This window comes from Streptomyces sp. NPDC013317 (genome assembly GCF_055563155.1).
Genome location: NZ_JBVHDX010000018.1, coordinates 97,924 through 118,549 on the forward strand (window position 1 = coordinate 97,924; position 20,626 = coordinate 118,549).

A 20,626-nucleotide genomic window follows, 5' to 3' on the forward strand; every position below is an offset into this window, starting at 1 on the left:
CCTAGCCGTACACGGGACCCGTGTACTTCTCGCCCGGACCCTGGCCCGGCTCGTCCGGGATGACGGAGGCCTCGCGGAAGGCCAGCTGCAGGGACTTCAGGCCGTCCCGCAGCGGCGCCGCGTGGAAGGAGCTGATCTCCGTCGCACCGGCGTCGAGGAGGCCGGCCAGTGCGTGGACCAGCTTGCGCGCCTCGTCGAGGTCCTTGTGCTGCTCGCCGTCCTCGGTGAGCCCGAGCTTCACCGCGGCGGCGCTCATCAGGTTCACCGCGACGGTCACGATGACCTCGACGGCCGGGACCTCCGCGATGTCACGGGTCATGTCGTCGAAGTCGGGGGACTCGGTGTGGGGCGTCTCGCTCATGCCCACACGATATGCCGGGCGGGCCGTCCCTCCTTCCCGCGGTCCTCGGTTAGCGAACCGGGACGGTCGGTGCTAACCTTGTGTAACGACCGGCCGGACACGTGTGTGCCCGGCCCACAAGTGGAGGCTCCGATCTCCCACCTGGCCGCCCTCGCGGGCGGCGGGTCACCGGTCAGGTGGCGCCCATCGTTCCGTACGGACGATGGAGCCGCCCGATGTGCGCCCCGCGGTTCACTGCGGCGGTGCTCCGGTATTTTCGTGGAGCCCCGCCTGTGTCCCGTCCGGGGCATTTTTCATATCCCGGCGCGGTTGGTCTCAACAGATATAGACATACGCGTCCGTCCGCCAGGCGGTCGCGTGGTGCTACCGAGGAGGATCCATCAGCGCCGAGCCCCGCATCAACGACCGGATTCGCGTTCCCGAGGTGCGACTTGTCGGTCCCAGCGGCGAGCAGGTCGGGATTGTTCCGCTTGCCAAGGCCCTGGAGCTCGCACAGGAGTACGACCTCGACCTGGTCGAGGTCGCGGCGAACGCCCGTCCGCCCGTGTGCAAGCTCATGGACTACGGGAAGTTCAAGTACGAGTCGGCCATGAAGGCCCGTGAGGCGCGCAAGAACCAGGCGCACACGGTCATCAAGGAGATGAAGCTCCGGCCGAAGATCGACCCGCACGACTACGACACCAAGAAGGGTCACGTCGTCCGGTTCCTCAAGCAGGGCGACAAGGTCAAGATCACGATCATGTTCCGTGGTCGTGAGCAGTCCCGCCCCGAGCTTGGCTTCCGGCTGCTGCAGCGGCTGGCGTCGGACGTCGAGGAGCTTGGCTTCATCGAGTCCAACCCGAAGCAGGACGGCCGGAACATGATCATGGTTCTCGGCCCGCACAAGAAGAAGACCGAGGCCATGGCCGAGGCGCGTGAGGCCCAGGCCGCGCGCAAGGCGGAGCGTCAGGGCGGTTCGTCCGACGAGACCGCCGAGGCTCCGGCCGCGGAGGCTTCGGCCGAGGCTCCTGCCGAGGCCGAGAACCCCGAGGCGTGACCCTGGGGGCTGCCACCCAGGCAGCCCCGGGCCTCGCCCGGAACCACCACACGAGAACTGACGCTCCTGGATGTCCGGTGCCCGCACCGGAGGAGCGCCACTGACGAGGAGATAACGGCGCGATGCCGAAGAACAAGACGCACTCCGGTGCCAAGAAGCGCTTCAAGATCACCGGCTCCGGCAAGGTGCTGCGCGAGCGCGCCGGCAAGCGCCACCTGCTCGAGCACAAGTCGTCCAAGCTGACGCGTCGCCTCACCGGCAACGCCGAGATGGCCCCGGGCGACGCGGCCAAGATCAAGAAGATGCTGGGCATCTGAGCTTGATCTCCCGCCCTCGGCGACGAGGGCATCCGGCCAAGACCGGGACCCATCCGTTTTCCGGGTCGTGTGAGTACCACCGCGACCCCGCTACAAGGAGTTAAGAAGTGGCACGCGTCAAGCGGGCAGTCAACGCCCACAAGAAGCGCCGGGCGATCCTCGAGCAGGCCAGCGGCTACCGCGGTCAGCGTTCGCGCCTGTACCGCAAGGCCAAGGAGCAGGTCACCCACTCCCTGGTCTACAACTACAACGACCGCAAGAAGCGCAAGGGCGACTTCCGTCAGCTGTGGATCCAGCGCATCAACGCCGCTGCCCGCCAGAACGGCATGACGTACAACCGCCTCATCCAGGGTCTGAAGGCCGCCAACATCGAGGTGGACCGCAAGATCCTCGCCGAGCTGGCCGTCAACGACATCAACGCGTTCGCCGCGCTGGTCGAGGTCGCGCAGAAGGCCCTCCCGGCCGACGTCAACGCGCCGAAGGCCGCTGCCTGATCCTCAGGTCGCCGATCTTCCGCACCGGACCCGCAGGCCTTCGGGCCTGCGGGTCCGGTCGTGTTCGGACACCCTCCAGCCCCCGCACCCGCCCGGACCCCCGAAAAGAGCCACCGACCCCATGGGTACCCCCGAGCTGATCTCCCCGCGTTCGCCCCGTGTCGTCGCCGCGAGGCGGCTCGCCAAGCGCAACTTCCGGGGCAAGGACCGTCTCTTCATCGCCGAGGGCCCGCAGGCCGTCCGCGAGGCCGTCGAGCACCGCAGCGGCTCCGGCGAGCCCACCCTCGTCGAGCTCTTCACCACCGTCGAGGCCGCCGAGCGGTACGCCGGGATCGTCGAGGCCGCCCGCGAGGCCGGGGCCCGGGTCCACCTCGCCCCCGACACCGTCCTCGCCGAGGTCTCCCAGACCGTCACCCCGCAGGGCCTCGTCGGGGTCTGCCGCTTCCTCGACTCGCCGTTCGAGGAGGTCCTCGCGGCCCGGCCCAAGCTCGTCGCCGTCCTCGCCCATGTACGCGACCCCGGGAACGCCGGCACCGTGCTGCGCTGCGCCGACGCGGCCGGCGCCGACGCCGTCGTCCTCACCGACGCCTCCGTCGACCTGTACAACCCCAAGTCCGTGCGCGCCTCCGTCGGCTCCCTCTTCCACCTCCCGGTCGTCGTCGGCGTCCCGGTCGAGCAGGCGGTCGCCGGTCTGAAGAGCGCGGGCGTACGGATCCTCGCCGCCGACGGCGCGGGCCAGGACGACCTCGACGACGAGCTCGACGCCGGCACCATGGGCGGGCCCACCGCCTGGGTCTTCGGCAACGAGGCCTGGGGGCTCCCCGAGGAGACCCGCGCCCTCGCCGACGCGGTCGTCCGCGTCCCGATCCACGGCAAGGCCGAGAGTCTCAACCTCGCGACGGCCGCCGCCGTGTGCCTCTACGCCTCGGCGCGGGCCCAGCGCCCCCGAACCTCCCGCTGAGGGGCTCCAAAGCGTCACCCGCACCTAGTAGGGTGACCAACTCGGGGGCCCACTGCGCTACACGGAGGGGTGGGGAACGGGGATGACGGTCGGAACGGACAGTCCCGCACAGGCACGGAGCACCGCGCCCGATGCCCCGGAGGGCCCGGACGGGTCCTCCCGAACCGCGCCGGACATCCCCGGCGTCGACCCCGACGAGCTGCCCGACGGCCTCGTCGTCGCCGACGCCACCGGACGCGTCGTCTGCTTCAACGCCGCCGCCGCCCGCATCACCTCCGTACCCCCGGAACAGGCCCTCGGCCTCCCGCTCGAGCAGGCGCTGCCCCTGGAGGACCTCAAGGGGCGCCGCTGGTGGACCCTCACCGACCCGTACGGCGGGCTCGCCACCCGGCGCGGCCAGCCGGAGCGCAATCTGCTCCTGCCCGGCGGCCGCGAGGTCCTCGTCTCCGCGCGGTACGTCCGTGAGCACCCCACCGGGCCCGTCCGCCGCGTCGTCGTCTCGCTGCGCGGCACCGAGGCCCGGCGCCGTACCGAACGCAGCCACGCCGAGCTCATCGCCACCGTCGCCCACGAACTGCGCTCCCCGCTGACCTCCGTCAAGGGCTTCACGGCGACCCTCCTCGCCAAGTGGGAGCGGTTCACCGACGACCAGAAGCGGCTCATGCTGGAGACCGTCGACGCCGACGCCAACCGCATCACCCGGCTGATCGCCGAGCTCCTCGACATCTCCCGGATCGACTCCGGCCGCCTGGAGGTGCGCCGCCAGCCCGTCGACATCGCCGCCGCCGTCAACCGGCACATCCAGGCCCACACCACCGGCGGACAGTCCCCGGACCGCTTCTTCGTCCGCGTCCGGCCCCAGCTGCCCGATCTCTGGGCCGACCCCGACAAGGTCGACCAGGTCCTCGGCAACCTGCTGGAAAATGCGGTGCGCCACGGCGAGGGAACCGTCACCATCGAGGTGGCACCCACCTGCGACACCCCCGACGGAGAGAAGGGAACGGCGGTCACCGTGAGCGACGAAGGCCCCGGCATCCCCGAAGAGTCGATGGGACGTGTCTTCACCCGTTTCTGGCGGGGGAGCAAGCGCGGTGGCACCGGACTCGGGCTGTACATCGTCAAGGGCATCGTCGAGGCCCACGGCGGCACGATCACCGTCGGACGCGGCCCCCGGGGCGGCGCCGAGTTCCGATTTATCCTGCCCGTCGGCGCCCCGGCCTATCTCGCCTGACGAGATCACGAGCCGCCCGGGCCGCCCACGGGCTCATTCGCGTCCCCGCGCCCCGTTAGACTCGACCTTTGGCACGTTTGCGCCCTTGACGTCGAGCGGGGCCGCGCCCAAGCCAGCCAAACGGAAGCACGGGAAGAGATGTCCGCACCCAATAAGTCGTACGACCCGGTTGAGGTCGAGGCCTTGAAACCGGAAGAGATCGAGCGCATGCGGGACGAGGCGCTCGCCGCCTTCGCCGCCGCGGGTGACCTCGACGCGCTCGCGCACGCGAAGGTCGCGCACACGGGTGGCACGTCGCCGCTCGCGCTGGCCAACCGCGAGATCGGCGCGCTGCCGCCGCAGGCCAAGGCCGCGGCCGGCAAGCTCGTGGGCCAGGCCCGCGGCGCGGTCTCCAAGGCCCTCGCGGCCCGCCAGACCGAGCTCGAGGCCGAGCGCGACGCCCGCGTCCTGGTCGAGGAGGCGGTGGACGTCACCCTGCCGTACGACCGGGTACCGGCCGGCGCCCGCCACCCGCTGACCACGCTCATGGAGCGGGTCGCCGACGTCTTCGTCTCCATGGGGTACGAGGTCGCCGAGGGCCCCGAGGTCGAGGCGGAGTGGTTCAACTTCGACGCCCTCAACTTCGTACCGGACCACCCGGCGCGCCAGATGCAGGACACCTTCTTCGTCCAGGGCCCGGAGGGGACGACCGGCGACGAGTCCGGTGTCGTGCTGCGGACGCACACCTCCCCGGTGCAGGCCCGCACGCTCATCGACCGGGAGCCCCCGGTCTACGTCGTCTGCCCCGGCCGCGTCTACCGCACCGACGAGCTCGACGCCACGCACACCCCGGTCTTCCACCAGATCGAGCTGCTCGCCGTCGACGAGGGCCTGACCATGGCGGACCTCAAGGGCACCCTGGACCACATGGTCCAGGCACTCTTCGGGCCCGACATGAAGACCCGGCTCCGTCCGAACTTCTTCCCGTTCACGGAGCCGTCCGCCGAGATGGACATGCTCTGCTACGTCTGCCGCGGCGAGTCCGTCGGCAACCCGGACCGCCCCTGCCGCACCTGCGGCAGCGAGGGCTGGATCGAGCTGGGCGGCTGCGGCATGGTCAACCCCAAGGTGCTCGTCGCCTGCGGTGTCGACCCTGAGAAGTACAGCGGATTCGCCTTCGGGTTCGGCATCGAGCGGATGCTGATGTTCCGCCACAACGTCGAAGACATGCGAGACATGGTCGAGGGTGACGTCCGGTTCACCCGGCCGTTCGGGATGGAGATCTGATGCGGGTCCCGCTTTCTTGGCTGCGGGAGTACGTCGACCTGCCGGCGACGGAGACCGGACGTGACGTCCAGGCCAAGCTCATTCCGGCAGGACTCGAGGTCGAGACCGTCGAGCAGCTCGGCTCCGGCCTGACCGGTCCGCTGGTGGTCGGCAAGGTCCTCACCATCGAGGAGCTGACGGAGTTCAAGAAGCCCATCCGCTTCTGCACCGTCGACGTCGGCCAGGCCAACGGCACCGGCGAGCCCCAGGAGATCATCTGCGGCGCCCGGAACTTCGCCGAGGGCGACAAGGTCGTCGTGGCGCTGCCCGGCGCCGTGCTCCCCGGTGACTTCCGGATCGCCGAGCGCAAGACGTACGGCCGGGTCTCCCGCGGCATGATCTGCTCCGGTGACGAGCTGGGCATGGGCGACGACGGTTCGCACGGCATCATCGTGCTGCCGCCGGAGCTCGAGATCGGCATCGACGCGACCAAGCTCCTGGAGCTGTACGACGAGGTCCTCGACATCGCCGTCACGCCCGACCGCGGCTACTGCCTGTCGATGCGCGGCATCGCCCGTGAGACCGCCACCGCGTACGGCCTTCCGCTACGCGACCCGGCGCTCCTCGACGTGCCCGCGCCGAACTCGTACGGCTACCCGATCCAGGTCGCCGACCCGGTCGGCTGCGACCGCTTCACCGCCCGTACGGTCGTCGGGGTCACCCCCGAGGCGCGGACCCCGATCTGGATGCAGCGCAGGCTCCAGAAGGCCGGCATGCGGACCGTCTCGCTCGCCGTCGACATCACCAACTACGTGATGCTGGAGCTCGGTCAGCCGCTGCACGCCTACGACCGCACCCGCCTCGACGGTCCCATCGGCGTCCGCCGTGCCGCCGCCGGAGAGACGATCACGACGCTCGACGGAGTGAAGCGAATCCTCGACTCCGGGGACCTGCTGATCACCGACAACAGCGGCCCCATCGGCCTGGCCGGTGTGATGGGCGGCGCCCACACGGAGATCGCCGACCCGGTGACCGACCCCGAGACGGGCGTCGTCACGGGGACCACCGAGATCGTCATCGAGGCCGCGCACTTCGACGCGATCTCGATCGCCCGCACGGCCCGCCGCCACAAGCTGGCCTCCGAGGCGTCCAGGCGCTTCGAGCGCGGGGTCGACCCGCAGGCCGCGGCCGCCGCCGCGCAGCGCTGCGTCGACCTGCTCGTGCTGCTCGCGGGCGGCACGGCCGAGGCAGGCGTCACCGAGATCGTCGCCCCGTCCGCGCCCCGCACGGTCACCATGCCGGCGAACCACCCGGACAAGGTCGCGGGCGTCGCCTACGGCCGCGAGACCGTCGTCCGCCGCCTCCAGGAGATCGGCTGCGACGTCTACGGCCAGGACGAGCTCGTCGTCACCGTCCCGTCGTGGCGCCCGGACCTCTACGTGCCGAACGACCTGGCCGAAGAGGTCATCCGCCTGGAGGGCTACGAGAACCTGCCCTCCACGCTGCCCAAGCCGCCCGCCGGGCGTGGCCTCACCGAGCGCCAGCGCACCCACCGCCGGGTCGGCCGCGCGCTGGCCGGCGCCGGATACGTCGAGGCGCTGAACTACCCGTTCATCGGCGCGCAGGTCTTCGACCAGCTCGGCCTGGACGCGGACGACGCCCGCCGCCGGGTCGTCACGCTCGTCAACCCGCTCTCCGACGAGGAGCCCGCGCTCCGTACGACGCTGCTGCCGGGCCTGCTCGGCGCGCTGCGCCGCAACGACGGGCGCGGGAGCCACGACCTGGCGCTCTTCGAGACCGGTCTGGTCTTCCGGCCGGGTGAGCAGCCGGGCGTCGCCGTGCGGCTTCCCGTCGACCGCCGTCCCACCGACGAGGAGATCGCCACGGTCAACGCCGCGCTGCCCGCGCAGCCGCGCCGCGCCGCCGTCGTCCTCGCCGGCGCGCGCGAGCAGGCCGGCTGGTGGGGCAAGGGCCGTCCGACCGACTGGGCCGACGCGATCCAGGCGGCGCGCACCGTGGCCGCCGAGGCCGGTGTCGAGCTGATCGTCAGCGCCGACCAGCACGCCCCGTGGCACCCCGGCCGCTGCGCCGCGTTCCACGTGGTCGTGGACGGCGAGAAGGTCCTCGTCGGCCACGGCGGCGAGCTGCACCCGCGCGTCGTGAAGGCGCTCGGCCTTCCGGACCGCACCTGCGCGATGGAGCTGGACCTGGACCTGGTGGAGAAGGCGAACGAGGGACCGCTGAAGGCCCCGAGCATCTCCTCCTTCCCGGTCGCCACGCAGGACGTCGCCCTGGTCGTCGACACGGCCGTCCCGACCGCCACGGTCGAGGCCGCGCTGCGCGACGGCGCCGGCGAACTCCTGGAGGCCATCCGGCTGTTCGACGTGTACACGGGCGACCAGCTGGGCGAGGGCAAGAAGTCCCTGGCGTACGCGCTGAAGTTCCGCGCCACGGACCGCACCCTCACGGTCGACGAGGCCAGCGCCGCGCGAGACGCGGCCGTCGCCCTCGCGTCCGACCGCACGGGCGCCGTACTGCGCGGCGCCTGAGCACACCACCCCGGAGGGGGCCGGCCCGGTGACCACCGGACCGGCCCCCTCCGGCGTTTCCCACTGCCCCCTCGCACCCCTCCGCCGCATGCCCCGACGCCGCTCGGCCTGACAGGCCCCGTGATCGCGAGGTGCAATGGGGGGAGGAGGCGCCATGGACGTCGCTGCGGAAGTCGAACGGGGGCGCGAGGCCTTCGGTCGCCGGGCGTGGCGGGAGGCTTACACCCGGTTGTCGGATGCCGACCGGGAGGATCCGCTCGGGCCCGACGATCTCGTCCGGCTGGCCACCGCCGCCTTCCTGGTCGGACACGAGACCGAGAGCGGCGCGGCGACGGAGCGGGCGCATCACGCGTATCTGCGGCTGGGGCTGCCCGCGCGCGCGGTGCGGTGCGCCTTCTGGCTGGCGGTCCCGCTCATCCTGAGGGGCGAGACGGCCCGCGGGGGCGGCTGGCTCGCCCGGGCGCAGCGACTGATCGACGACGGGCGGCTCGACTGCGTGGAACAGGGGTACGTGCTGTTCCCCTCCGGGGTGCGGCTCGTCTACGAGGGCGATGTCGACGCCGCGTACGCCCTGTTCACCAGGGTCGTCGAGATCGGCGAGCGGTTCGCGGACCCGGAGCTGGTGGCCCTCGCGCGGCACGGGCAGGGCCGGGCGCTGATCGCCGGGGGAGAGACGGCCGCGGGTGCGACGCTGCTCGACGAGAGCATGGTCGCGGTCACGTCCGGCGAGCTGTCGCCGCTCGTGACCGGGCTCGTCTACTGCAGCGTCATCGAGGCCTGCCACGAGATGTTCGACCTGCGTCGCGCGCAGGAGTGGACGGCGGCGCTGTCCGACTGGTGTGCCTCGCAGCCGGATCTCGTGCCGTACCGCGGCCAGTGCCTGGTCCACCGCTCCCAGGTGCTCCAGACCCGCGGCGCGTGGCCCGACGCGCTGGACGAGGCACGGCGCGCGTGCGAGCGCCTCGCGGAGCCGCCGGAACAGCCGGCGCTCGGCATGGCCCTGTACCAGCAGGCCGAACTGCACCGGGTGCGCGGTGCGTTCGCGGAGGCCGAGGAGGACTACGCGCGGGCCGCCCGGTGCGGACACCCACCCCAGCCGGGTCTCGCCCAGCTCTGGCTCGCCGAGGGCCGTACCGACGCCGCCGTCGCGGCGATCCGGGCCGCGGCCGACGAGACGCCGGAGCCGCTCGGCCGGGCCAAGGTCCTGGCCGCCTTCGTGGAGATCATGCTGGCCGGCGGCGAGGCGCCCCTGGCCCGGGGCGCGGTGGACGAGCTGTCGCGGATCGCCGCCGACATCGGAGCCCCGCTGCTGTCCGCCGTCGCGGCCCATGCCCGCGGGGCCGTACTCCTGGCCGAGGACGACGCCCCGGCCGCGCTGGAGGCGCTGCTCGACGCGAGCAGGATCTGGGGCGAGCTCGACGCCCCCTTCGAGAGGGCCCGTTCCCGCGTCCTGGTCGGCCGGGCACGGCAGCGTACCGGCGACGTCGAAACGGCCCGGCTGGAGTTCGACGCGGCGCGTCAGGCGTTCCGGCGGCTCGGCGCGGCTCACGACCTGGCCCGCCTCGACGCGCTCGCCCACGACCGGCCCCACGGCGCCGCGGGACTCAGCCCCCGCGAGGTCGAGGTCCTGCGCCTCGTCGCCACCGGCCGGACCAACCACGCGATCGCCGCCGAACTGGTCCTCAGCGAGAAGACGGTGGCCCGGCACCTGAGCAACATCTTCGGCAAGCTCGGGCTCTCCTCCCGCGCGGCGGCCACGGCGTACGCGTACGAGCACGACCTGGCCGGAGGGCCGGCGCAGTGGGCAGAATGACCCATCTCCCTCAGACGGCACGGTTGGGGCGTTCGCCCGAAGCCGCCGCCCGAACCCGCTCCTAGTGTCGGTCACGGGGAACGGACGAGGAGGCCCGCCATGAAGCTCACGGACAGGGCGGAACACATCGAGACGGTCGTCATCGGCGCCGGACAGGCGGGCCTCGCGACCGGGTACCACCTCTCGCGGCGCGGCCTGCCGTTCGTCGTCCTGGACGGCAACGACCGGGTCGGCGACAACTGGCGGTGCCACTGGGACTCGCTGCGCCTCTTCAGCCCGGCACGCGTCGCCTCCCTTCCCGGGATGCGCTTCCCCGCGCCGCCGATGTCGTTCCCCACCAAGGACGAGATGGCCGACTTCCTGGAGACGTACGCCGCGACCTTCGCGCTCCCCGTACGCGGTGGCCGGCGCGTACGGCGCCTGTCCCGCGAGGAGGGGAGGTACGTGGTGGCGACGGACACGGAAGCCTACGCGTGCGACAACGTCGTCGTCGCCTCCGGGACGTTCGGCCGGAACCCGTACGTCCCCGCCTTCGCCGACGCGCTCGACCCGCGCATCACGCAGCTGCACTCCAGCGCGTACAAGAACCCGGCACAGCTGCGGCCCGGCGGGGTCCTGGTGGTCGGAGCCTCGCACTCCGGCGGGGACATCGCGCACGAGGTGGGGTCCGCGGGTCATCCCACCGTGCTGAGCGGCCCGATCCACGGTGAGATCCCGTTCGACATCGAGGGCGGGCCGGCCCATGTCGTCTTCCCGGTCCTCTGGTTCCTGGCGCAGCACCTGCTGACGCTCCGGACGCCGATCGGCCGCAGGATGCGTCCCGAGGTCCGGGCGCACGGCGGACCTCTGATCCGGGTCAAGCGCGCCGACCTCTCCCGCGCGGGCGTCGAGCTGGTGCCGGAACGTACGACGGGCGTGCGGGACGGCCTTCCCGTCCTCGACGGGGGCCGTGTGCTCGACGTCGCCAACGTCGTCTGGTGCACCGGATTCCGGCAGGACTTCTCCTGGATCGACCTCCCCGTCACGGGCGAGGACGGCTGGCCGCTCGAGGAGCGCGGTGTGGTGCCCTCGTCGCCGGGTCTGTACTTCGTCGGGCTGTCGTTCCAGTACGCCTTCGCGTCGATGCTGGTCGGAGGCGCCGGCCGGGACGCCGAGCACGTCGTGCGGCACCTCGCGGGGGCCGGGCGGCTGGCCGGGCCGGCCAGGGCGAAGGCCCTCGCCTAGGGCGTGTTGCGAAAGTAGCGCCGTCCGCCCGAAGGGCGGGCCCCGCGGCGTCTGGTGCGTGCGATCGCAAGGCGGAGGGTCGTCCTCGTACCGGGTGTGCTCGGACGATCCCGACAACGCAGCGAGCGTGCGTGCCAGGCGTCGCGGGGCAGGCGGGACTTTCGCAACACGCCCCAGCACCGGACGGACCGCAGGGACACGTCGTGGACACACGGACGTCCCGGACGCGGGTGCGCGAGCACCTGGCACGGGCGCGCCGGTACCGGGCCGACGGCCGCTACGCGGAGGCCGAGGGCGCGCTGCGCGAGGCCCTCCGGCTGGCGCGGGGCGCGGCCTGTCCCGCCTCGGCCGACACGGCCGAGGCGGCGTCGGCCCTGGGCATCCTGCTCGAAGGGCTGGGCCGGCCCACCGAGGCGGAGCAGCCCCTGCGCCTCGCGGTCCGCCTCTACGAGCGCGCCTACGGTCCCGACGACATCCGCCTCGCTCCGTCGCTGAACGCCCTGGGGGCCGTCCTCCACCTGCACGGCGAGCTGACCGAGGCGGAACGGCTCTCCCGCAGGGTCGTCGACATCCTGCTGCCCGCCGAGCCCCGACGCCCCCGAGGCGGGTGACCCCCACGGGGCGTGACGCGCGCACCAGTGCGGGGTTCCCGTGTCCGTGCGGGTGGCGCGCGGGTGGCGCACCACGGCGCGCCGGGGGTTCTCACTCCTTCGGGTGAGATGTCCGGGCCGTGTTCCCCCGGGCCCGGTGCGGTCGGGAGAATCGACGCGGCCACAGGGGCGGGCCTGTGCGCCGCAGGGCCTTCGGGCGCTGCAGGGCCTCAGGAAGGGCCGTGCATGATCCGTACCAGGACGTTGCTCTCCTACGACTCCCGGCTGCGCCGGCTGGGACCACTCGCCCTTCCCACCCTCTGGGGAGCCGTGGCCGTGACGTGGAAACTCGGCTGTCCTCTGGCGCAACAGCCCGGTCTTCCCATGCGCATCGCCACCAGCGTGCTCTTCTTCACCGTCGGCACGGGCCTCATCCTCGGCATCCGCCGCGGGCTCTCGCGCGAGCTGGAGCGGATGAGGGCCATCGCGGACGCCACCCAGCGCGTGCTGCTGCGCCCGCCCCCGCCCCGGCTCGACGGCCTCTCCGTCGCCGCCGGGCAGCTCTCCGCCTCCCGGGGCGCGTCCGTCGGCGGGGATCTGTACGAGGCGGTGGCCACGCCGTACGGCGTGCGGCTCGTCATCGGCGACGTCCGGGGACACGGCCTCGCGGCCCTCGGCGCGGTGGTCGCCGTGCTCGGCAGCTTCCGCGAGGCCGCCCACGACGAGCCCGAACTCGGCGGTGTGCTGCGCCGGCTCGACCGTGCGCTCGCCCGCCACCTGCGGGAGCGCGCCCGAGACGAGCACCCGGCGGTCTGCGCCGGTCGGGAGCCCCAGCACCCCGCGGCCGAGGAGTTCGTCACCGTGCTGCTCCTGGAGATCCGCCCGGACGGGGAGGTGTACGCCCTCAACTGCGGGCACCCCGGCCCGTACCGCATCTCCCACCGGGTGGAGCCCGTCCTCGTCGGCGACCCGCTGCCGCCGCTCGGTGCCTTCCCGCTCCCCGCCGAACTGGCCGCGTACCCCTGCACCCGGCTCATGACGGGCGAGGCGCTGCTCCTGCACACCGACGGCGCGGAGGACGCCCGCGACCCGGCGGGGCGCTTCTTCGCTCTCGAACGGGTCCTGGCCGAGGCCGCCCGTGACGCGCCCGTCTGCCCGGCCGCGCTGGTCCGCCGTGTGCACGGCGCTTTGTTGCGGCACACCCGCGGCCGGCTCGCCGACGACGTGGCCCTGCTGGTCGTCCGCAACGACCGGGTGCGGGTTCCGGCGCAGCCCGCCGAACCCGGGCTGCGCCGTACCCGACCTGCACCCTCCCCTCACTGTTGAGCGACGGGACATGAGGCCGGCGCCGCCCGTTCCGCCGCGGAGTGTCGGGCAGGTCGGCGGGCGGGCGGCGCGGGGCGGGCCGCCGCACTGTACGAGGGGGGAGCCCGGCGGCCCGGGTCGCCTTGCGGCGAGGCGCCTAGTCAACCGGCAGCGGGGCGGTGGCGGCAGAGCGCTCGGAGCGGAAGAACGGGCACTTCATTCACACCCCGTGCGAATCCGCCCTCCACTACGGTGGTCGGGCGCGGACCGAGTCACATCGGAGGGGCCCATGATGCCCAACACCCTGCTCGACGCCCTGCTGGACGAGGCGGGGATCTCGCGGGCCGGCCTCGCCGCGCACGTGAACCGCGCCGGCCGCGGCCGGGGCCTCGCGCTGCGGTACGAACACACCGCCGTGGCGCGGTGGTTGAAGGGACAGCGGCCCCGTGGCCAGGTGCCCGACCTGATCTGCGAGGTGCTCGGGGCACGGCTGCGCCGGGCGGTCACCCTCGACGACATCGGGCTCGGCGTCGGCGGCGTCGACACCGTCGCGTCCACTTCCCCGCTCTCCGGCTTCGTCGAGCGGGCCACCGCCCTGTGGCGCTCCGACGAGCAGCAGCGTCCGCACATACTCGGCGCGCAGGCCGTCACCGGCACGCCCGCCGTGATGCCGGTCTGGGAGTGGGAGAACCCGCCGGAGGACGCCGACGTCTCCCGCGACGGGCGGACCCGGGTCTCGATGGCCGACATCACCATGCTGGGCGCCGCGCGGGCGCACTACGAGCAGATGTACCGCAAGGCGGGCGGTGTGGCGACGCGGGTACGGATCGTCGGCTTCCTCAACGCCGAGACCGCGCCGCTGCTGCGGGGCTCGTACAGCGACAGCCTCGGCCGGCAGTTGCACCGCGCCACGGGCGGTCTGGTGGCGGTGGCCGGCATCTGCGCGTACGACTCCGACGCGCTCGGTCTCGCGCAGCGCTACTTCCACCAGGCGCTGCGCCTCGCGAAGGCGAGCGGGGACCGTGGCCTGGGCGCCTACGTGGTCGCCCTCCTCGTCAACCAGTCGCTGTTCATGGGGGAGTACCGGCAGGGGGTGGCCTTCGCGGAGGCGGCGCTGCGGTCGGCCGGGCGGGAGATCACCCCGGCGCTCGCTGCCGATCTCTCCGCGATGCAGGCCAAGGCGTACGCCCACCTCGGCGACGGGGCCTCGGCGCTGGCCTGCATCCGGCGCGCGGAGGCCGAGGCGGAGCGGATCCGGCCGGGCCACGAGCCGGCCGAGACCGGCTATGTCCAGCCGGGGCTGGTCAACGTGCAGGTCGCCGAGGCGCTGCTCAGTCTGGGTGACCTCCCCGCGGCCAGGGAGCACGCGCGGGAGGCCGTGGCGACTCCGGCGCACGACCGGGGCCGGGTGCACCGGCTCGCCATGCTCTGCCAGATCGAGCTGCGGCAGGGCGAGGCCGACGCGGCGGCGCGGACGGCGGTGGAGATGACCGAGCGGGCGCGCGGGATGGAGTCGCGGCGGCTGCGTGACCGGCTGAGGCTGGTGCGGGAGTACCTGCTGGCGACCGACTGTGCGGACGCGCGGCAGGCGGCCGAACTCATCGACGGGGCGCTACGCGTTCCCCTGTGAGCCCCGGACTGCTGCCATATTGCCACCGAACAATCGGAAGGTGGCAGAAACGTGCAGTGGACGAAACTGAGCGAACAACCTGTCTATGAGAACCGCTGGTTCCGGGTGAACCTCGCGGACGTCGAACTCCCGGACGGCCGTCACCTCGACCACTATCTGATCCGGCTCCGCCCGGTCGCCGTCGCGACCGCCGTCAACGAGTCCAACGAGGTCCTCATGCTCTGGCGGCACCGCTTCATCACGGACAGCTGGGGCTGGGAGCTGGCCGCCGGCATCGTCGAGGACGGCGAGGACCTCGCGGCCGCCGCCGCCCGCGAGATGGAGGAGGAGACGGGGTGGCGCCCCGGACCCCTGCGCCATCTCCTCACCGTCGAGCCCTCCAACGGCCTCACCGACGCCAGGCACCACCTCTACTGGACCGAGGAGGCCACGTACACGGGCCCGCCCGAGGACGACTTCGAGTCCTCACGCCGTGAGTGGATACCGCTCAAGCTGATCCCGGACATGATCGCCCGGGGTGAGATCCCGGCCGCCAACATGGCCGCCGGGCTGCTCCTGCTCCACCATCTGCGACTCGGCTGACGGGCCGGCGCGCACCCACGGGGCGGGGAACGCCGAACGGCCCGTACCTGTGCGGGTGTACGGGCCGAACGGTGACGGTGGGGCTAGGAGTACGGGTAGAAGCCCGACCCCGTCTTGCGGCCGAGCCGGCCCGCGTCCACCATCCGCTGGAGCAGCGGGGGAGCGGCGTACAGCGGCTCCTTGTACTCGGTGTACATGGAGTCGGCGATCGAGGCGATCGTGTCCAGGCCGATCAGGTCGGCGAGCTTCAGCGGGCCCATCGGGTGGGCGCAGCCGAACTCCATGCCGTTGTCGATGTCCTCGCGGCTCGCGATGCCGGACTCGAACATCCGGATCGCGGAGAGCAGGTACGGGACCAGCAGGGCGTTCACGACGAAACCGGACCGGTCCTGCGCGCGGATCGCGTGCTTGCCGAGGAACTTCTCGGCGAAGAGCTGGGCACGGCTGGTGGTGCCCTCGGAGGTGGTGAGGGCCGGGATCAGCTCCACCAGCTTCTGCACCGGCGCCGGGTTGAAGAAGTGGATGCCGATGACCTGGTCCGGGCGGGAGGTCGCCACGGCCAGCTTCACCAGCGGGATGGAGGAGGTGTTCGATGCCAGGATGGCGTCGGGCCGGGTCACCACCTGGTCGAGCACCTGGAAGATCTCGGTCTTGATCTGCTCGTTCTCCACCACGGCCTCGATGACGAGGTCGCGGTCGGCGAACTCGCCCAGGTCGGTGGTGAAGCTGAGGCGCGCCAGCGTCGCGTCGCGCTCCTCCTCGCTGATCTTGCCGCGCTCGGCGGCCTTCGCGAGCGAGTTGTAGAGCCGCGTGCGGCCGATCTCCAGCGCCTCGCCGGTGGTCTCGGCGACCTTCACCTCGAGACCGCTGCGGGCACACACCTCCGCGATGCCCGCGCCCATCTGGCCGCAGCCCACCACTCCGACGCGCTCAATGTCGGCCATGGAGTCCGTCACCTCGTGCCTTTCGCTCATCACTGGCAGCGGGCCCCGTGTGATTCCGGTGCGTCCGCCTCGACCCCCACGACGTTACCGCTCATTAACCGATGATCGATCGCCCGGGTCGGGCATGCTCTGCCAGGGGGTGTGACGTATCCGACATGAGAGGACAGGCGGATGGGACGTATCGGGAGAAGAGGGTTCGTGGCGGGTGCGGCACTGGCGGCGCTCGGTGTGACCGGTTCCCACGGCGCGGGAGCGGACTCCGGCACCATCGGCGCGATCTCGGGTACCGCCGGAGCGGTACGGAAGAAGCGCAGGGCGGCCGGCGAGTTCCGCGGTATGTGGCTCGCGACGGTCTTCAACGTCGACTGGCCCTCCAGCCCGGGCCTCACGCCCGGGCGGCAGCGGGCCGAGCTCCTCGCCCATCTGGACAAGGCCGTCGAGCGCAGGCTGAACGCGGTGATCCTCCAGGTGCGGCCGAGCGCCGACGCCCTGTGGCCCTCACCGTACGAGCCGTGGGCGGAGTGCCTCACCGGCGTGCAGGGCCGCGATCCCGGCTGGGACCCGCTGGGGACGGCCGTCGAGGAGGCCCACAGCCGGGGGCTCGAACTGCACGCCTGGTTCAACCCGTACCGTGTGGCGAACCACACGGATCCCACCCGCCTGACCGCCACCCACCCGGCCCGCCGCAACCCGGGGTGGACGGTCCCGTACGGCGGCAGGCTCTACTACAACCCCGGACTGCCCGAGGTCCGCCGCTTCGTCCAGGACGCGATGCTCGACGCCGTCCGGCGCTACGACGTCGACGCGGTGCACTGGGACGACTACTTCTACCCGTACCCGGTCCAGGGCCAGGTGTTCGACGACGACGACGCGTACGCGCGGTACGGCGGGGACTACCCGAACCGGGCGTCCTGGCGGCGGCACAACATCGACCTGCTGGTCTCCGAGATGTCCGCCCGGATCAAGGAGGTCGACGGAGCGCCGCCCTTCGGGATCAGCCCCTTCGGGATCTGGCGCAACAGCGCCGCCGACCCCGAGGGCTCGGACACCCCGGACGGTCTGCAGGCCTACGACGACCTCTTCGCCGACACCAGGAAATGGATCAGGGAGGGCTGGATCGACTACGTGGTGCCGCAGCTCTACTGGCACATCGGCTTCGCCGAGGCGGACTACGCCACGCTCGTGCCCTGGTGGGAGGCGGCGGTACGGAACACCGACGTCCGCCTGTACATCGGCGAGGCCCTCTTCAAGTGCGGTGACCCCGACCAGCCGGACGCGTGGCAGGACCCGGACGAACTGTCCCGCCACCTGACGCTGGCCGGTCGGTACCCGGGGGTGGCCGGGCACTGCTTCTTCTCGGCGACGCAGGTGGCGGCGGACCCGATCGGGGCGATGGCCGCCGTCGTCGCCGACCACTACCTGACCACGGCTTTGCCGGCGCGCTAGCCGGCTCGCGTCACATCTTCTCGTGGTGGCGGACGACGGTGTCGGGGCCCGGAGCCATCAGGGCCTCGTGGCCGTCGTCGTCGAACTTGACCCGGTACGGGGGGTTGCCGTTCTCGCCCAGTACCTGAAGGACCTCGGCCGTACGGTCGTGCTGACCGACGGTCCGGCCGTGCACCAGCAGTTTGTCGCCCACGCTCGCTTGCATCGGGGTGACCTCCTCGCGGCCGCGCTCGTCCTGCTTGGGAGCCTATGTCCGCCATTGTGACCCGCATCACCCCTGGGCGCGCGCTCAGTCCCGGGCTTCGCCGCGCGCGCCCGGTCAGCTCTTCGCGCGCTGGGTCACGGCGATGCAGACCAGGACCGCGACGGCCGCGAGCGGCGCGGCGAGGGGCAGCGACTCGCCGATCAGCGAGACCGACCAGACCAGGGTGAGGAGCGGCTGGGCGAGCTGGAGCTGGCTCGCCCTGGGGATGCCGATCGCCGCCATGCCCCCGTACCAGACGTACATGCCGAAGAAGGTGGAGCCGGCCGCGACCCAGACCAGCCCGATGATGCCGTGCGCGCCCAGGTGCACGGGCTCTAGGGCGAGCGCTACGGCCGATCCGACGACCATCGGCGGCAGGCAGAGGATGAGCGCCCAGCCGATGACCTGCCAGCCCGGCATGAGCCGGGCAAGCCTGCCGCCCTCGGTGTATCCGGCGGCGCAGACCAGGAGCGCGCCGAAGAGGTACAGATCGCCCGTGGAGAGGGCGCCGCCGCTCTGCTGGACGGTGAAGGCGATGACGACCGCCGCACCGGCGAGCGCCGCGCACCAGAACGTACGGGACGGGCGCCGGCCCGTACGGACCGCGGCGAAGGCCGCCGTGGTGAGCGGCAGCAGGCCCACGACCACGGCGGCGTGCGAGGTGGTGGAGGTCTGCAGGGCGAGGGTCGTCAGCAGCGGGAAACCCACGACCACGCCGCCGGCGACGACGGCGAGCCCCGCCCAGTGGCTCCGCTCGGGAAGCGGGACCCTCGTCGCGAGCAGGAAGGCGCCCGCGACGAGCGCGGCGAGCGTCGAGCGCAGGGCGACGAGCGACCACGGCCCGAAGCTCTCCAGACCCCAGGCGGTGGAGGGGAACGTGAGCGAGAACGAGAGCACGCCGAGACCGGCGAGGAGCGTGCCGCGGGCCCGTGGGGAGGCTGTCCCGGTACCGCCGACCGCTATCGTGGTGAGTGGAGTAGCGCTATCCTGTGCTGTCATGCATGAGCGTAGCAGCGTCGGTGAGCTGGCCAACTCCCTGAGGGCGGAACTGAACCGCTACTCACCTGGTGGGAAGCTGCCGTCGAGCCGCGCCCTCGTCGAGCGGTACCGGGTCTCCCCGGTGACGGTGACCCGGGCGCTCGCCCAGCTCGCCGCCGAGGGACTCGTCGTCACCCGGCCGGGAGCCGGGGCGTACCGCGCCGAGCCGCGTGGCCGGACGCCCGTGGCGGGCGACACCTCCTGGCAGGAGGTCACGCTGAGCGCCGACGCGGCAACCGAGCTGGTGCCGCGCAGCGTCGACGCCTCCGGCGTCCTGGTGACGCTCGCGGCGCCGCCGCCGGGCGTCGTCGAGTTCAACGGCGGCTATCTGCACCCCTCGCTCCAGCCCGAACGCGCCATGGCCGCCGCCCTGGCCCGCGCGGGGCGCCGCCCCGGCGCCTGGGGTCGGCCGCCCACCGACGGCCTTCCCGAACTGCGCGAGTGGTTCGCCCGTGAGATCGGCGGCACGGTCACCGCCGCCGACGTCCTCGTCACCGCCGGCGGGCAGCCCGCGATCACGACCGCCCTGCGGGCCCTCGCCCCGCCCGGCACCCCCGTCCTCGTCGAGTCGCCCACCTACCCGGGCATGCTCGCCGTCGCCCGCGCGGCCGGCCTGCGTCCCGTACCCGTACCCGCCGACGCCGACGGGGTGCGTCCCGAACTGCTCGAAGCGGCCTTCCGGGCCACCGGCGCACGCGTCTTCGTCTGCCAGCCGCTCTTCCAGAACCCCACCGGCGCCGTGCTCGGCGCCGAACGGCGGCGTGAGGTGGTCCGGATCGCGCGGGCCGCCGGAGCATTCGTCGTCGAGGACGACTTCGCCCGCCGGCTCGTCCACGAGGACGCCGGTCCGCTCCCCGCGCCGCTGGCCGCCGACGACCCGGAGGGCGTCGTCGTCCACGTCTGCTCCCTGACCAAGCCGACCTCGCCCAGCCTGCGCGTGGGTGCGCTCGCCGCCCGAGGCCCCGTACTGGAACGACTGCGCGCCATCCACGTCGTCGACAGCTTCTTCGTCCCGCGCCCCCTGCAGGAGGCCGCGCTGGAGCTCGTCGGCTCGCCCGCCTGGGGCCGTCATCTGCGTGCCGTGTCCCAGGAGCTGAAGAGCCGCCGTGACGCCATGACCGGTGCGCTCGCCGTCCACCTCCCCGAGCTGGCACTGCCCCACATCCCCTCCGGCGGCTACCAGCTCTGGCTCCGGCTCCCCGACGGCCTTCCGGAGGCCGCGCTCCTCACGGGCGCCCTGCGGGCCGGCGTCGCCGTCGCCCCCGGCCGCCCCTACTTCAGCGCCGAACCGCCCGCCGGGCATATCCGCCTCAGCTTCGCCGGCGTGGCCGGGCCGACGGAGATCGCCGAGGGGGTGCGGCGGCTGCGGTCGGCCGTCGACGGACTGACGGCCTGACCCGCGCCGGCCGCCGAGGGGCTGACCCGCTCCCCGCCGAGGTCGCGCCCGCGCCGGCCGCCGAGGTCGCGCCCGCGCCGGCCGCCGAGGCCGCGCTCGAGCCGTCGGCGGGCAGCCGACGGCTCCCCGTGCCGCGTCCTTCCCGCCACCGAGGATGCGCGTGGTGTGTACGGGATCGTCGTATTCGCGCCCGTGAGGAACCCGGACAAGTGGGCGCCTC

General features: G+C 72.7%; 19 protein-coding genes. 15 read left to right on the plus strand and 4 right to left on the minus strand.

The genetic code is table 11. The features are described from left to right. Nucleotide 1: 1 nt before the first annotated feature. Complete coding sequence (locus ACZ3IJ_RS32815; protein WP_352186456.1) at nucleotides 2–361, minus strand: DUF1844 domain-containing protein; 360 nt, start codon at nucleotides 359–361, stop codon at nucleotides 2–4. 379 nt (nucleotides 362–740) lie between these two features. On the opposite strand from ACZ3IJ_RS32815, the gene infC reads away from it, so the two are divergent. From infC to ACZ3IJ_RS32880, 13 genes are all read left to right on the plus strand, one after another. After that, nucleotides 741–1,397 (plus strand): translation initiation factor IF-3, encoded by a 657-nt coding sequence (gene infC, locus ACZ3IJ_RS32820; protein WP_352186621.1) that lies wholly within the window; start codon nucleotides 741–743, stop codon nucleotides 1,395–1,397. A 122-nt stretch (nucleotides 1,398–1,519) separates the two neighbouring features. Further along, nucleotides 1,520–1,714, plus strand: coding sequence for a 50S ribosomal protein L35 (gene rpmI / locus ACZ3IJ_RS32825; protein ID WP_019884943.1), 195 nt, complete (start codon nucleotides 1,520–1,522; stop codon nucleotides 1,712–1,714). Nucleotides 1,715–1,821: 107 nt separating this feature from the next. After that, complete coding sequence (gene rplT / locus ACZ3IJ_RS32830) at nucleotides 1,822–2,208, plus strand: 50S ribosomal protein L20 (protein WP_030493496.1); 387 nt, start codon at nucleotides 1,822–1,824, stop codon at nucleotides 2,206–2,208. A 121-nt stretch (nucleotides 2,209–2,329) separates the two neighbouring features. Further along, nucleotides 2,330–3,169: a TrmH family RNA methyltransferase gene (locus ACZ3IJ_RS32835; protein ID WP_467474261.1), complete on the plus strand. Its 840-nt coding sequence runs from the start codon at nucleotides 2,330–2,332 to the stop codon at nucleotides 3,167–3,169. A gap of 82 nt (nucleotides 3,170–3,251) precedes the next feature. Beyond that, the gene (locus tag ACZ3IJ_RS32840; RefSeq protein WP_467474265.1) at nucleotides 3,252–4,400 is read left to right on the plus strand and encodes a sensor histidine kinase; all 1,149 of its coding nucleotides are present in this window, start codon (nucleotides 3,252–3,254) and stop codon (nucleotides 4,398–4,400) included. A gap of 138 nt (nucleotides 4,401–4,538) precedes the next feature. Further along, entirely contained in the window at nucleotides 4,539–5,666 is a 1,128-nt protein-coding gene (pheS, locus tag ACZ3IJ_RS32845) for a phenylalanine--tRNA ligase subunit alpha (protein ID WP_137990416.1), read from the plus strand. Beyond that, on the plus strand, nucleotides 5,666–8,194 hold the full coding sequence (gene pheT / locus ACZ3IJ_RS32850; RefSeq protein ID WP_467474268.1) for a phenylalanine--tRNA ligase subunit beta: 2,529 nt from the start codon (nucleotides 5,666–5,668) through the stop codon (nucleotides 8,192–8,194). The genes pheS and pheT overlap by 1 nt, the downstream gene beginning before the upstream one ends. Nucleotides 8,195–8,348: 154 nt before the next feature. Beyond that, on the plus strand, nucleotides 8,349–10,007 hold the full coding sequence (locus ACZ3IJ_RS32855) for a LuxR C-terminal-related transcriptional regulator (RefSeq protein ID WP_467474271.1): 1,659 nt from the start codon (nucleotides 8,349–8,351) through the stop codon (nucleotides 10,005–10,007). A gap of 99 nt (nucleotides 10,008–10,106) precedes the next feature. Further along, nucleotides 10,107–11,231: a flavin-containing monooxygenase gene (locus tag ACZ3IJ_RS32860; protein ID WP_467474274.1), complete on the plus strand. Its 1,125-nt coding sequence runs from the start codon at nucleotides 10,107–10,109 to the stop codon at nucleotides 11,229–11,231. 203 nt (nucleotides 11,232–11,434) lie between these two features. Next, the gene (locus ACZ3IJ_RS32865; RefSeq protein ID WP_467474275.1) at nucleotides 11,435–11,842 is read left to right on the plus strand and encodes a tetratricopeptide repeat protein; all 408 of its coding nucleotides are present in this window, start codon (nucleotides 11,435–11,437) and stop codon (nucleotides 11,840–11,842) included. Nucleotides 11,843–12,067: 225 nt separating this feature from the next. Then, complete coding sequence (locus ACZ3IJ_RS32870) at nucleotides 12,068–13,147, plus strand: PP2C family protein-serine/threonine phosphatase (protein ID WP_467474277.1); 1,080 nt, start codon at nucleotides 12,068–12,070, stop codon at nucleotides 13,145–13,147. A gap of 268 nt (nucleotides 13,148–13,415) precedes the next feature. After that, nucleotides 13,416–14,756, plus strand: a complete 1,341-nt coding sequence (locus tag ACZ3IJ_RS32875; protein WP_467474279.1) for a transcriptional regulator — start codon at nucleotides 13,416–13,418, stop codon at nucleotides 14,754–14,756. Nucleotides 14,757–14,807: 51 nt separating this feature from the next. Then, entirely contained in the window at nucleotides 14,808–15,338 is a 531-nt protein-coding gene (locus tag ACZ3IJ_RS32880) for an NUDIX domain-containing protein (protein ID WP_467474281.1), read from the plus strand. An 83-nt stretch (nucleotides 15,339–15,421) separates the two neighbouring features. On the opposite strand, the gene ACZ3IJ_RS32885 is transcribed toward ACZ3IJ_RS32880, so the two are convergent. Continuing rightward, nucleotides 15,422–16,282, minus strand: coding sequence for a 3-hydroxybutyryl-CoA dehydrogenase (locus ACZ3IJ_RS32885; protein ID WP_467474283.1), 861 nt, complete (start codon nucleotides 16,280–16,282; stop codon nucleotides 15,422–15,424). 171 nt (nucleotides 16,283–16,453) lie between these two features. Here ACZ3IJ_RS32885 and ACZ3IJ_RS32890 point away from each other — a divergent pair, with 171 nt between their 5' ends. Next, entirely contained in the window at nucleotides 16,454–17,728 is a 1,275-nt protein-coding gene (locus ACZ3IJ_RS32890; protein ID WP_467474285.1) for a glycoside hydrolase family 10-like protein, read from the plus strand. A gap of 10 nt (nucleotides 17,729–17,738) precedes the next feature. Here the strand turns inward: ACZ3IJ_RS32890 and ACZ3IJ_RS32895 are convergent, their stop codons facing one another. Beyond that, the gene (locus tag ACZ3IJ_RS32895) at nucleotides 17,739–17,933 is read right to left on the minus strand and encodes a DUF1918 domain-containing protein (RefSeq protein ID WP_352186468.1); all 195 of its coding nucleotides are present in this window, start codon (nucleotides 17,931–17,933) and stop codon (nucleotides 17,739–17,741) included. A 114-nt stretch (nucleotides 17,934–18,047) separates the two neighbouring features. After that, entirely contained in the window at nucleotides 18,048–18,971 is a 924-nt protein-coding gene (locus ACZ3IJ_RS32900; RefSeq protein WP_467474287.1) for a DMT family transporter, read from the minus strand. Here ACZ3IJ_RS32900 and ACZ3IJ_RS32905 point away from each other — a divergent pair. Continuing rightward, complete coding sequence (locus ACZ3IJ_RS32905; RefSeq protein WP_467474290.1) at nucleotides 18,970–20,406, plus strand: aminotransferase-like domain-containing protein; 1,437 nt, start codon at nucleotides 18,970–18,972, stop codon at nucleotides 20,404–20,406. The genes ACZ3IJ_RS32900 and ACZ3IJ_RS32905 overlap by 2 nt on opposite strands. Nucleotides 20,407–20,626 lie beyond the last annotated feature (220 nt).